This is a genomic window from Paenibacillus oleatilyticus (genome assembly GCF_018998565.1).
Lineage (GTDB): Bacteria > Bacillota > Bacilli > Paenibacillales > NBRC-103111 > Paenibacillus_G > Paenibacillus_G oleatilyticus.
The window spans coordinates 84,026-97,295 of record NZ_JAHNZO010000008.1 but is presented as its reverse complement, the minus strand read 5'-3'; the positions used below and the strand labels follow the sequence as shown (position 1 = coordinate 97,295).

Genomic DNA, 13,270 nt, shown 5'->3' with positions numbered 1-13,270 from the left:
GATACCCCGCCCCCTCGTAACCTCTTACCTTTATTTTCTCAACAAGCCAAAGAGAATTCCCGTAAAATTCCACGGAATCCTCTTTCACCTCTCTATGAATCGTATCGGATCAGCACGCCAAGCGCCGAGGACGCCTCACGCTTCAGCACCTCATACGCCTCGACGGCATCAGCCAGCGCGAATTCGTGCGTGATCATCGGCCGGATCGCCAGACGCCCGTTTTCCACGTTGCGGACGAATTCTTGCATATTGCGCCCTTCCGTCCAACGGACGTACGATTTCGGATAATCCAGCCCCTCTTCCTCGTATTGGCGATCATATCGCCCCGGACCGCCTCCCCGGGCAATGACGAAATCCGCTTCCTTCGCGAAAAACAGATCGCGTGAGAACTGAATCGGCACGTTACCGATCAAAGCAAAAGTGCCGCGAAACGCCAGATGCTGCATGCACGACTCGATGAGCTGCGAGGACGTGGCGTGCGCACACAAGGCGATGCTGTCGAAGCCGTGACCTTCCGTATAAGCGGCAATCCGCTCGGCAAGCAGCGGATCGTCGGCACGGTGAACGTCGCCAATGCCGCACGCGGTCGCAAGCTGCAGCCGTTCGTCCTTCATATCCGTGGCGAACACCCGGTAGTTGGCCCGGTCACCGAGCTGCGCGATCAACTGGCCGAGCACGCCGAGTCCGGCGACCCAGACGGTCTCGCCGAACTGGCGGGCCAGCCTGCGCGTGCTGTGCACGGCGACGGAGCCGAGCCCGACGAACGAAGCCGTCGGCATCGATTCGGGACCGCTCAGCTTCGCGCAGAGCATCTCCGGCACGGACAACAGCTCCGCATGATAAACGTAAGGTCCGCCGTAGCAGGCGACGAAATCGCCCGGCTTCAGCCCCTCCACGGCACTGCCGACCTCCAGCACGGTACCGGCGGCGCTGTAGCCGAGCGCGAAGCCGTCCGGGATGGCCGGATTCGCCAGCAGGCCGAGCTCCGTTCCCGGACTGATCGAAGAGTAATTCACCTTCACCAGGACGCGCTTGGGATGCTCCTTCACAGATGGCTCAGGCCGGTTTTCGAGGCGCACCTCGCCTTGGCAAGTGACGATCGTCTTCATGCTTCATTCCCCTTTTTCTTCGATTTCGTTACTCCGCGTCCTGCTCTTCCTGCTCTAACGCTTGAAGTTCTTGCGGATTCGTTACTTTATACTTGCCTTTAATGTACTGATACGTGCGGTCGTACACTTCGCGCTCAATTGGCGTCTTGGATTGTGCAGCCTTCCAGAGCGTTTTCACCTGTTGATAGAACACGTTGTACGATTTGTTCATAAACTTGTGTTCTTTTCCTGCGTCCAAGTATGCGTAGTAGCGGTTACGCAGCTTCTCGTCCGTCAGCGCCGCGTCGCTCAGCTCGATCTCGACGCCCATGCCGTTATCATAAGCGGCTTGAGCGATCGTGTTCATCCGGTCGACGTTAGCATCAGGATGGAAATAATAGTTCGGCTGCATGGCTGCCGCATCGAATCCGTTTTCTTTCCAATCGTTCCAGCCCCGGGCGAAATAATACGGGATCCATTGGAACGTCGCGCCTCTGGAGCGGACATAATCGCCGGTCTGCTTTAACACCTCATGCTCCATCGCGCTTAACTGATGCCCAATGTATTCATTGAACCAATAGAACGAGACGAGCTTCAGGTCGGAGTAATTTTTCGCGTTCCAGCGCTTGTACACCTCGTCGACGTACCACTTGGTCACCTTAAGCCGGTTTTTCGTAGCTTCCGCTTCCCCGACCTCCTTGACGTTCAAGTTCTCGCTGATGCCGTCGCCGTCTACATCGCCGAAATCGCTCTGATCCGTACGCGGATATGGGATTGCGATAACGACCTTCGCCTCGTATTTCCTTCTCGGCATATCCGCCTTCGCTTCCTTCACCGCTTCGTTCAGCGCCCCCAGCTCGTAATCGTCGCGGAACACGCGGTCAAGAAACTTTTCAAAGTGACCTTTGTTTGTCGGCTTCCCCGCCGAACCGTAATTGGTGCCGTCTAACAAAGCAGGGAGCGGCAAAAATAAGAAGCCGTCAAACATAAAGTCCTTGCGCTTCATGTCTTGATCCACATAAGAGACATACGGCTTGAAGTCCTCTTTCTTGAACGAAACCCAGTCGCTTGGCTGGTACTGCCATTCTCCGGTATAAATGAGCACTTCATCGCGAATGCCTCCCGTCTGATTTGAGCCCGGACGAGGATACCCTTGATCCGGCTTCGGCGCTTTGTTCGGCTTCAGCTTGCTGCCCGACTTGTCGCGCGTGCCCATGACCTCGATCTCGTCGACGAACAGCCAGGATTCCGCCGGAATGTCCATATAGACGTAGCGGGCGACCGTATTGACGCCGGTTTTGGCGATCGTTTGCTTCACGGGGCCTTTTTCCGTCGTCGGCAGCGCGCTTTTTACTTTACCGAGATGCTGCCACGTCTTACCGTTCTCCGAGATCGAGTACGAGATTTCGTCCGGGAAAAAGATCCCGTTCGGCAAATCCTGCAGCGTACTGACCTTAATGTCCTGGATCGTCACCGGCTCGCCAAGATCGAGCTTGAAGGTACGGTAGCCCTGCCACAGCTTGCCGACATACGCTTTGTCCGAAAAGGATGTCCCGCCGTAAACGCCGTCCGTCAGCTGCTTGCCCGTATCGTCCGGATAAGCGTCTTCCATCGGCCCGAAATGCGAGTCGCGCGGATACGGGGTTTCGAACGTATACGGCTTGTTCAAAGCCAAATTTTCCAGAGGCGCAATCGTCTGTGCGGTTTGTTCTGCGGATGCACCCGCAGCAGGGATGACCATCCCCCCGGCCAATGCCAAAGACAGAATGGCTGCCGTAATGTTGGATCGTTTTTTCATTTGCTTTCCTCCAGATGGGTGAATTGGAATCGAATCATTTATGTTCATTTCCCGGATGCTCTGTCTCACTTAAAGCCTGTCAGCGTAATGCCTTGAATGAACTGCTTCTGCACGAAGAAATACAGCGCGATGATCGGGACCGTGAAGAGCGTCGAAGCGGCCATCAGAAGGCCCCATGACACTTTGTATTCTCCGATAAACGACCGGAGGCCGACGGACAGCGTCCATTTCTCCGGGTCGTTCAAGTAAATGAGCGGTCCCAGGAAATCGCCCCAAGCGTGCAGGAACGTAAGCAGCGCCACGGTATACAGCGCCGGCCGGGACAAAGGCAGAATCACCTGCCAATAAATGCGGAACTCGGACGCTCCGTCGATTTTGGCCGATTCCGTGAGCTCGTATGGAATGTTCATAAAAAACTGGCGAAGCAGGAAAATATAATAGGCGGCGCCGAAAAAATTCGGCAAAATGAGCGGCCAATACGAATCGAGCATGTTCATTTGGTTGAACATGACGTAGATCGGCACCATCGTCACCTGAAACGGCAAAATCATCGTCCCCATCATGACGAAGAACAAAAAGTCGCGCCCACGGAACGCAATCCGCGAGAAACCGTACGCCACCAAGGGCGAAGCGAACAGCTGCCCGACCGCAGACAGCACGCAGACGAACACGGTGTTGAGCGTATACTGAATGAAGGGAATCGTCTGAACCGCCTGCACGTAGTTCAGCCATTGGATTTTGTCGGGCCACCAGACCGTCGGGATCGCGAAAATTTCCTGCTCCGACTTGATGGAAGTAATGAAAAGCCATGCAAACGGGGCCAAAAACAGCAGGCCAGCGAGCGCCAAGCCAATATGCGGCAGCACGGTTTTGCGAACGTAGCGCATTCCCGGCTTTCTCCGAACCCCTGTCCCCGAGCCGGAGCGGGCGACCATCGTTTGCGCCATTATTTCTCACCTCCATAATACACCCAACGGGCGGACGAGCGGAAAATAAGCAGCGTCAAACCGAGCACGATCGCGCACAAAATCCACGCCATGCTGGAGGCGTACCCCATGTTCAGGAACGAAAAGGCGGTTTGGTACAAATAAATCGCGTAGAATAGCATGGAGTTTTCCGGCCCACCCACCGATTGGGACGCTTCCGCGAAAATAAGCCCCTGCGTGAAAAACTGAAACGAGTTGATCAGACCGTTGATCAGCAAAAACAGCGTCATCGGAGAAATAGCCGGCAGCGTGATGTGGCGGAAGCGGCTCCACCGGCCGGCGCCGTCGATTTCGGCGGCTTCATAGAATACCTTCGGCACGTCCTGCAGCGCCGCCAAGTACATCACCGTCTGCGTGCCGGTGCCCCAGAAGCCCATCAGCACCAAAGCGGGCTTCGTCCACATCGGGTCGACGAGCCAGTTCGGCTCGACCAGGCCGAGGGCGGCCAGCAGCTTGTTCACGAGCCCGTACTGCGCGTTGAGCAGCCACATCCAGAGCAAGGAGCTGGCTACGGCAGGCACCAGCGTCGGCAGGAAGTAGATCGTGCGGTACAGCGACTGCCCGCGCACGCTCATGTTCAGGAGCATCGCCATGCCGAGCGCGAACGCCAGATGCGGCAGCAGGCCGAACACGGTGATGTAAACCGTATTGTACATGGACAAATAAAACTTGCTGTCTGCGAACAAATTCTTGTAATTTTGCAGGCCTACCCATTCGGGCTTGGAAAATAAGTTATATTCTGACAAGCTATAATAAAACGACATCGCAATCGGGTAGAGTTGAAACAAAAGAAAGCCGGCAATCCACGGGCTGATAAATAGTAATCCTGTCCATAACGCTTTATTCCTCCGGTGACGGAATCCGGCCGTTGCGGCAGCGACGCGAGCCATTGCGGCCTCACTCCCTTCGTATCAGGTTTTTCGAAAAAGGGAAGGCTGCTCCCTCCTCCGCGCCCTGTTATTTGCTCTTCGCCTTGTCCGCAAGCGGCTGGATTTTCGTCACGACGCGGTCCATCGCTTCCTGCGGCGTCGCCTGCCCTTTCAGCGCTTTTTCCGTCTCTTCGGTCAGCGCTTGCAAATATTCGTTAATGTAGACGCTGTTCGGGAACCCTTGCAGCGTTTTACTTTTCGCCCGGTCATAGAAATCAAGCATCATGACCAGCTTCTCGTTCTTGCGCAGCTTCGGATCGTCGAGCGCCGGGAGCCAGCTCGGGATCGTCTTCGATTCGATGGAGAATTCCACTTGCGATTCCTGACCGATCAAATACTGCATAAACTCCCACGCTTCTTCCGGATGCTTCGCCTTCTTCGGAATGAACACCGCGCGAGGTCCGACCATCCCCGAACCTTTCAAATCGGGCCGGTCCGCAGGATGCGGGAACGGAGCGATGCCGATCGGGCCGTCCGGCTTCCGTTCGTCGGGGAAGTTGTACTCCCAGCCGATCATCATCGCCAGCTTGCCGGTGAGCAGCGGATCGTTCGGCGTCCCCCGCTGTCCCATACCGGAGCGGAATTTGCCGATCTGGTCCATTCCGAACTCCTCGTAAAATTTGCGCTGGTAGGCGATCGCCTTGACATTCGCTTCCTGGTTGGCAATTATTTTCCCGTTCGCATCCACCCAACCGCCGCCGAAAATAATCGGCCAGAACACGTTATCGATCCAGGGATAATCCGGAATGAAGCCGATTTGCGAGATCGCGCCGTTTTCGCGCTTGGTCAGCTTTTTGGCGGTATCGAACAGCTCTTCGAGCGTTTCCGGCGGCTTCGCGATGCCCGCATCCTGGAACGCTTTCTTGTTGTACATCAGCGTGCTGGCCATACTGACCGTGAACGGCAGCGCGTAATATTGATCGTTCACCTTCATCCGTTCCAAAGCCGCCGGAATAAAGTTCGCGGTATCGAGCTTGCTCTTCTTGAGGTGATCGGCAAGCGGCAGCACCGCGCCGGCATGCGCCCACGGGCCGATATTGTTCCAGTACGTCAGTGCGACGTCGGGCGGATTGCCGCCGGAAATCGCCGTGAGCTGCTTCGTTGCATCCTGGTTGCCCAGCACCTTGACCGTAATGCGGTCCTGGCTCTTGTTGAACGCATCGACCCGCGCGGTAATCGGACCGGCGTCTTTATCGGTCCACACATGCCAGAAGGTGATCTCCACCTTATCCTTCGGCTTGCCGCCTCCGGCATCGGTCTTGCCCGCGCCATCGCCTTGCGGCTTCGCCGTTCCGCCGGAGCATCCGGCCAGCCCGGCCATCGAGGCCAAGATAAGGGAAAATGCTGCGACACCCGTTTTGTGAAACGCTTTCATTTTGTGCCACCTCCATCGTGTCTCAGGTGGCTCTCTCTACTCCGATTGTTTGTTTATTTTTTTCTATGGTTAAGTCCGGATAGCCGAAAAAAAGAAAATCCCCCCTTCATGCTGTCCTCTAACTAAACTATACAACATTCAGGCGGAGATTTCCTCCTTTTTTATTTATTTTTATGAATTTATTTTCTAATACAGCTTGTCGACGACGGATTTGGCGGTTTTCTCTATCGCTTGGAATGCTTCCGCTTTGCGCCGCAGCGCCACAATGGTCGATAAAATATCAAGCACATGAATCTGTGCAAGCTTGGAGGCAAAGGCTCCTCCCTGCAGCGGCGTTTCCTTCGACGAAGCGAGCAGCACAGCGTCGGCGTATTGGGTGATGGGCGAGCGAGCGTGGTTCGTCAAGCAGACGATCGTGGCGCCATTTTCGTTCGCGATCCGAACGGCATCGACCAGATCCTTCGTGCTTCCCGACGTCGAAATTCCGACCACCACGTCGTCCGGCCCCGTCAAAGCGCAGTTCATCGTGATAATGTGGGCATCGTTCGCGCAGAAGGCTTGGAAGCCCAGCCGCATGAAGCGGTGCTGCGCGTCCATGGCCGTCACGCCGGACGACCCGACACCGAAAAAGAAAATTCGTTTTTTCGATAGCAGCGCATCGACCGTTTTTTGCAGTTCTTTTTCCTGCAGCAGGCTCATCGTATCTTTCAACGCCTGACTGTTGCTGGAGGTGATTTTCTGGGCGATTTCGCCGATCTTGTCGTTCTCGTCAATGGCCCCGTGCACGTTCTCGCTCGGACTGACGAGGTCTTGGGCAACTGCCAGCTTAAACTCCTGGTAGCCGCGAAAGCCAAGCTTCCGGCAAAACCGCAGCACGGTCGTCTCCCCCGTCGCCGCCATCTCGGCCAAATCGGTCACGGAGCTGTACACGACTTTTTCTTTATCCTGCAGGACGACGTCGGCGACCTTCTTCTCGGCCTTCGTCAGTGAATTGTAGTTGCTTTCGATCCATAGCAGCGCCTTCGCGCCGATTGATTGTTTGTTCATAACAAACCACCTTTTTTATCGTATTCGTTCATCGTTCAGAAGGCTGCTGCCAGCAGTCCGGTTAAATGGTCTGCTTTATAAACGGCGGTCAACCCGTCCGTCCTCTCGGCTGTTATTCCGTCATATCTGCGCGCATCGGCTTGTTCGGTATGAAGAAAACGGATCGTCAGCTCGTATGGCCCTTCAAGGCGGAGCGGCTTCGGACGGTTCTCGTTCTCTATGGCGCGACGCACTGCTGCCTGCAGCTCGCTGCGTACCCGCTGCGGCGCTTTCATCAAGGCGGCATGACGGCCGAGCGCCGTCTTCGTCTCGTACGCGACGACGCCGGGAAGCTCGTTTGCGGCTTCCGCGCACGTTTTGTCGTCGCCGGAGACGAACAGCACCGGGACACCCTGCAAGCCGAACAACAGCCCATCCAGTCCGATCTCGCCGATCAGCCGGCCGTTCAGCCGGAGCGACTGCCAGCCCTGCGAGGTCATCGTATGATCCCGCACGGCCAGAGGGGTCCCTCCCATCGCATGGTACCCGATCAACAGCGCGCCGTCAAACGTTTTGTCGAGACCGGGAAACCGGTTCTCGACCCGAGTCGCGCCCATCACGTAGTCCGCCCCCGGATGCAGCAGCTCGGGAATGAAGTTAAAGCCGCTTCCGTGGGCGTCCTTCACGATAATCCGGGTCGCTCCCGCATCCAGCAGCGCAACCGTCACGGCATTCGTTTCCAGCGTCAGCTGCCGCCGCGCCTCTTCGTACAGCGGCTCCCCTCTTACCAGTTGTTCCCTCAGCGTCACGCCGGCAATCCCTTCCATATCGCAGCTGACGTAAAATTTCATGCGTTGCTCCCCTTTGCAGGTCGTAATAATGGCTGGTTCCGTTTCAATATGCAGCCCCCGTACTCTTGGCGGCACTGTACGACGGGCGGCCAGACTTTATGTTGAGTTTGCCCGGCTTACGTAGCGTCGGCTGCGTAGTCCTGCAGCTTGTTTTCCGAAATGCGGCAGCCGATCCCCGGTCCTTCCGGCAGGACGACTTCGCCTCTGCGAATCGGCCAGTCTCCTTCGACGGCATCGTCCTTCAGGAACATCGGGCCGTTCAGGTCGACCGGGTCTGTCAGCTCCAAATAACGGAACAGATGCGCCGAAGCGACCAGTCCCAGCTTCGACTCCGTCAGCCCGCCGCCGAGCAAGCCGAGCCCGCTCTCCCGCGCGAGCTCGCCGCACAGCTTGGCGCCGCGGAGGCCGCCCATTTTCGTCAGCTTGATCACGATGATATCGCAAGCTTCGCTCCGCAGAGCTTCCAGGACGCCGCTTGGCGACCAGACGCTCTCGTCCAGCGCAATCGGGATGGACACTTTGCGGCGCAGCTCGGCATGTGCATGAAGCTGGTTGGCCGGCAGCGGCTGCTCAAGCACGTCGACGCCGATGCGTTCGAGGCCTTTGGCCAGTTGAACCGCCTGAGTCAGGCGATATGCCTGATTCGCATCCACGCGGAAAAATAACTTCGGCGCTTCCTGCTTCACCGCCGCGACGATATCCAGATCATTCGCCGGGTTCAGCCCGATTTTCACATCGACGCCGGTGTAGCCTTCGGCCACGGCCTCCCGCGCTTTGCGCGCGGCCTCTTCAGGACTGTCGGTGCTGATTAGATAAGACAAGCGGACCGGGAGCGAGGAGCCCGACTGCCATAGTGCCGCTACCGGCAGACCGTAGCTGCGGGCGATCAGATCGTGAAGCGCGGTATCCACCGCCGCCTTGGCGATCGGCTGGCCCGGGTGAAGGCTGCCCGCGAGCTCGCGGTTCATCATCCGGTGAACGGCTGGCAAGTCGTCAGCGCGCTGCCCGATCAGCACCGGCCTCATATAGTTGGAAACGGCGCTGCATACGGATTCGGGCGTTTCGTAGCTCCAGCGGGGACTCGGGCGCGCTTCCCCCCATCCTTCGACGCCGTTGTCTCCCGTGATGCGGACATAGACATGCGGCGCTCCGACGGATACGGCGCCGACCGTTCCTTGGGAGATCCGGAACGATTGCTTCATCGGGAGGCGGAGCGGGAATACGTCAATGGCGGAAATGCGGATCATGACAGGAACCTCCTATGTTCGCGAGTACTAGTTCCATTATACTATACGAGATAGAGATTATCTTCATTTTTTTGGACAGATGAGGAATTTTCCTCCGAAAAAAGGTTTACGGAAAGCATTTTCTCCTTATATAATGGAATTGATCTCCATACTGAAGTTCATTTAAGGAGTTTTTTTTCAAATCGAACCCGATGGCAGGTGACCTATGAACGCGCACGAGACGGACCGGCTCGAAACCGAAACCCGGGACCCGCAAGCTCCCGAGCTGGATTTGATGACAACGGCGGACTTGGTCCGCTATATGAATGAAGCCGACGGGTCAGTGCCCGGTCATGTCGGAGAAAGTCTGGCCGACATCGCCGCTGCGGTGGACGTTATTGTGGAAGCGATTCGCGACGGCGGCAGGCTGTTCTATGTCGGAGCGGGAACGAGCGGCAGGCTTGGGCTCCTTGATGCCTACGAATGTCCGCCGACCTTCGGCACCCCGCCCGACCTCGTGCAGGCCGTCATGGCCGGAGGAAGCGGCATGCTGCAGGCCGACGAAGCTGCCGAGGACCGCGCCGAAGGCGGCGCGGCGGATCTTGAAGCCCGCGGGCTCTCGCCGCGGGACGTCGTCGTCGGCATCGCCGCCAGCGGCCGGACGCCGTATGTCGCCGGCGCATTGCGTTACGCGCGCGAGGTCGGCGCCGCCACCGTTGCCGTGAGCTGCGTTCGCGGCTCGCTAATCGGCGCGCTGGCCGACACCGCTATCGAAGTGCCCGTCGGACCGGAGGTCGTCACCGGCTCCACCCGCTTGAAGGCGGGTACGGCGCAGAAGCTGGTGCTGAACATGCTCAGCACCGTAACGATGATTCGCCTCGGCAAGGTTTACGGCAACCTGATGGTTGATATGCAGCCGACGAACGGCAAGCTGCTGCGCCGGGCGGAACGAATCGTCGAGATGGCGACCGGCGTCAAGCCGGAGATGGCGGCGCACACGCTGTGGCAGACGGGAGGCGATGTGAAGACCGCCATCGTTATGCTGCTCGGTCCGGCTACGGATGCCGGACGGGCAAGCCGCCTGCTTCGAGAGGCGGGCGGCAGCGTGCGGGAGGCGCTTCGGCTCGCGCGGGAGGAAGCGTAATCTGCATGCGGAGCGATAAGCGTTTTTACGAGGCTATAGAGTCCCCCCTATCTCAAGCAAAGCGAGGAACGGCCGATGAAACCGATCACGGGCACGTGGTTTGATTTTTACCATTGCAATCCGTATGAAGGCGACACCTGGAATGCGGCGACCCAGCAGTTCACAGCTCACGATTGGGAGCTGAAAATGACGGAAATGGCGGAAGCCGGCATGGATACCTTCGTCCTGCTCAGCGTAGCGCTGTACGGCAAAGCGTTTTATCCGTCGGAAGTGATGCCTTGGCGCTGGGATACCGTCTGCCAAGATCCTCTCGAAGCGGTGCTGGCTGCGGGAGATAAGCTGAACGTCTCGCTGTACCTCGGGCTTGGCTTTTTCACAACGCCGATTATGGGTCAGCTGTCGCTCGACGGCGATTACTCCCGCCTGCGCATCGATGTCGCGAAGGAGCTGGCGGAGAAATACGCCCACCATCCTTCCTTTGCCGGATGGTACTTCCCGGTGGAAGCGGCCATCCGCGAATATTTTCCGGACAACTATATCGCGTATGCGAACGATCTGGCCAATCGGTGCCGCAAGCACGGCCCGAGCAAGGTGCTGATCGCGCCATACGGCACCCGCACGGTAAAAGCCGACGACCGCTTCGTCGCGCAGCTTCGTTCGCTGGAGGTCGATTATATCGCCTATCAGGACGAGCTCGGCGTCAATCGGACCACCCACGAGGAAGCGAAGCGAACGTTCGCCTCCTTGCGGGAAGCGCATGACCGGGCAGGCAAGCCGCTTTGGGCGGATGTGGAGCTATTCCGTTTTCAAGGGAAGGTGCTCTACCCTCCCGCCTTCGAACGGATCGAGCGGCAGCTGCAGACCGTATCGCCCTGGGTGGACAAAGTGCTGGGCTATCAATATCTGGGCATGATGAACAAGCCCGGCAGCCCTGTTCATGCAGGGCATGAATCGTCCGTCAAACTATACGAAGACTATATGGCGTTTCTGGACCGGTACGGTCTGGGTACGCCTGGTAAGGAGCGTTCGTCTCATGCGTAAGGTTGTTTTGGGGATTGATTTGGGTGGCACGAACATCAAAGCGGGAATTGTAGACGATAGCGGCGAGGTGCTGAAGCATACGGTTACTCCGACTCAGGCCGAACAAGGACGCGATGCGCTGCTGGGCAGGCTGCGCGCCATCATCGAAGATTTCCGGGCGCACGCCGCATCGACCGGCCTGCTGCCCTTGGGCATCGGCGTCGGCACAGCCGGCTACGTCGAGCCGCTGAGCGGCCGGGTTGCTTATGCCACGCCGAACCTGCCGGGCTGGACTGGCCTGCAGCTGCGCGAAGCCCTGGAGCAGGCTTCCTCCCTGCCGGTCGCCGTGGCGAACGACGCGCACGCGATGGCCGTCGGTGAAGCCTGGCTCGGGGCCGGGCGGCCCTACCGCGACTTCATCTGCGTCACGCTGGGTACCGGCGTCGGCGGCTCGCGCATTATCGATGGACGGCCGGATTACGGCGGCAGCGGCTTTCCCGGAGGCTTCGGCCATATGGTTATCGCTTGGGGAGGCCAGCCCTGCAACTGCGGCCTGTCCGGCTGCTACGAGCAGTACGCCTCGGTAACGGCGCTGCTTCGGCTCGCAGCCGAAGCGGGACTTCGCGGCGAAGAACTGCCGGACGGCGCCAAATCGATTTTTGACCTGGCAGCGTCAGGACATCTTGCCGCGCCGGCTGTCATCGAGCGATACGCCGAATACACGGCGGTCGGACTGATCAGCCTCGCGCACGTGCTGAATCCGCAGGCGATCGTGCTCGGCGGGGCCGTCACCGCCCAAGGCGATGCGCTGCTGGGACGAATCCGCCGGATCGTCCGCGAGCGCGCCATGCCGGTATACCGCGAAACGCCTATCGTTGCGGCCGAGCTCGGGAACGCGGCGGGTGTCGCCGGGGCAGCCAAGCTTGCATGGGACCGGCTGAGCGGCAGCAGCGGACCGGACGCGGACGTTTAAGGATGCTTGAGCGAAGAAAACCGGGCCGGAGCCGTTAGACCGCCGCTTATGCTTGGATGAAGAAGGGTAGCACTATTTGCCCTACTCCGCTTGGTTGAGAAGGCTACACTCTTGACCTACTCCGCTTGGATGAATAAGGGGCATTCCCTTTTCATCCTTCGGAGAAGCCGGAACCGCAGCTGGAGTTTGCATGGGATGGCTCGATTGGCCGATGCGGCGCTTGCGGAAGCTGCCTTTCTCAACCTTTCTAGTCCCTTCTGAATATTTAGAGGAACTGGCATGTGTTATTCCACCTAAATTTGGCTTGCCTAATCGTAATAGAGCACCTGTGATCACTTATCGCCGCCATCTTGAAGGAGTATAACTTTTTTCGACACGCTTAAAGCACCTGATCTCCTCTATGCTCTCACAATCGTTCTAACTCTTCCAATAACGCACCGCTTTTCCTTTATTTTCAGCCTTTGTCGGACCAACTTCTTGTTGGTCCGTTTCATGTTCTTTTGGACGATGTCCAAGAAAAAAGCGAGCTTTCCCGACTTACGCAGCGGAGTGGCTCGCACGGTATTTCATTTTTTCTGGAAAATCATGGCACACAAATGTGGAATTATATGATTAATGAAATGAATTATTAACCATATTAATTTTATAAATAGCTACAATTTCATCCGGACGTTTGCTGAAAAAAACATATAAAATATACAAGAAGATCATCGTTTTGATCGACAATGTGTGTTCTGAGGAAGCTCGGTTGAGGAAGTTCTGAGTGGAACCGGAAGAAGAATTACCGTCAAGTTAATAATGGGAACCAGTTAAACTGTGGTAGCACAGCTCGTAACGGCTCATTCGTAAGTACC

Annotated in this window: 11 protein-coding genes; 3 read left to right on the top strand and 8 right to left on the bottom strand. The window is 57.4% G+C overall.

The window, feature by feature from the left end; all coding sequences use genetic code 11:
* Positions 1-92 precede the first annotated feature (92 nt).
* From KQX66_RS12645 to KQX66_RS12610, 8 genes are all read right to left on the bottom strand, one after another.
* On the bottom strand, positions 93-1,109 hold the full coding sequence (locus tag KQX66_RS12645; RefSeq protein WP_216792856.1) for a zinc-dependent alcohol dehydrogenase: 1,017 nt from the start codon (positions 1,107-1,109) through the stop codon (positions 93-95).
* A 28-nt stretch (positions 1,110-1,137) separates the two neighbouring features.
* Entirely contained in the window at positions 1,138-2,886 is a 1,749-nt protein-coding gene (locus KQX66_RS12640) for a DUF4855 domain-containing protein (RefSeq protein WP_216792855.1), read from the bottom strand.
* 65 nt (positions 2,887-2,951) lie between these two features.
* The gene (locus KQX66_RS12635; protein WP_216792854.1) at positions 2,952-3,833 is read right to left on the bottom strand and encodes a carbohydrate ABC transporter permease; all 882 of its coding nucleotides are present in this window, start codon (positions 3,831-3,833) and stop codon (positions 2,952-2,954) included.
* Positions 3,833-4,762 (bottom strand): carbohydrate ABC transporter permease, encoded by a 930-nt coding sequence (locus tag KQX66_RS12630; protein WP_010495466.1) that lies wholly within the window; start codon positions 4,760-4,762, stop codon positions 3,833-3,835. Before KQX66_RS12630 ends, KQX66_RS12635 begins: the two co-directional genes overlap by 1 nt.
* A 67-nt stretch (positions 4,763-4,829) precedes the next feature.
* Positions 4,830-6,176 carry an ABC transporter substrate-binding protein gene (locus KQX66_RS12625; RefSeq protein WP_216792853.1) on the bottom strand — a complete coding sequence of 449 codons (1,347 nt, stop codon included), beginning with the start codon at positions 6,174-6,176 and terminating at the stop codon, positions 4,830-4,832.
* 186 nt (positions 6,177-6,362) lie between these two features.
* Positions 6,363-7,223 (bottom strand): MurR/RpiR family transcriptional regulator, encoded by an 861-nt coding sequence (locus KQX66_RS12620; protein WP_010495463.1) that lies wholly within the window; start codon positions 7,221-7,223, stop codon positions 6,363-6,365.
* Between the two features lie 35 nt (positions 7,224-7,258).
* Positions 7,259-8,053 carry a M55 family metallopeptidase gene (locus KQX66_RS12615; RefSeq protein ID WP_216792851.1) on the bottom strand — a complete coding sequence of 265 codons (795 nt, stop codon included), beginning with the start codon at positions 8,051-8,053 and terminating at the stop codon, positions 7,259-7,261.
* A 116-nt stretch (positions 8,054-8,169) separates the two neighbouring features.
* On the bottom strand, positions 8,170-9,300 hold the full coding sequence (locus KQX66_RS12610) for a mandelate racemase/muconate lactonizing enzyme family protein (RefSeq protein WP_216792848.1): 1,131 nt from the start codon (positions 9,298-9,300) through the stop codon (positions 8,170-8,172).
* Between the two features lie 205 nt (positions 9,301-9,505).
* Here KQX66_RS12610 and murQ point away from each other — a divergent pair, with 205 nt between their 5' ends.
* The 3 genes from murQ to KQX66_RS12595 all read left to right on the top strand — a co-directional run bounded on the left by murQ (position 9,506) and on the right by KQX66_RS12595 (position 12,416).
* Complete coding sequence (murQ, locus tag KQX66_RS12605) at positions 9,506-10,423, top strand: N-acetylmuramic acid 6-phosphate etherase (protein ID WP_216792846.1); 918 nt, start codon at positions 9,506-9,508, stop codon at positions 10,421-10,423.
* A 75-nt stretch (positions 10,424-10,498) separates the two neighbouring features.
* Positions 10,499-11,464, top strand: coding sequence for a DUF4434 domain-containing protein (locus tag KQX66_RS12600; RefSeq protein WP_216792844.1), 966 nt, complete (start codon positions 10,499-10,501; stop codon positions 11,462-11,464).
* Entirely contained in the window at positions 11,457-12,416 is a 960-nt protein-coding gene (locus tag KQX66_RS12595) for an ROK family protein (RefSeq protein ID WP_216792842.1), read from the top strand. The genes KQX66_RS12600 and KQX66_RS12595 overlap by 8 nt, the downstream gene beginning before the upstream one ends.
* Positions 12,417-13,270: the final 854 nt, after the last annotated feature.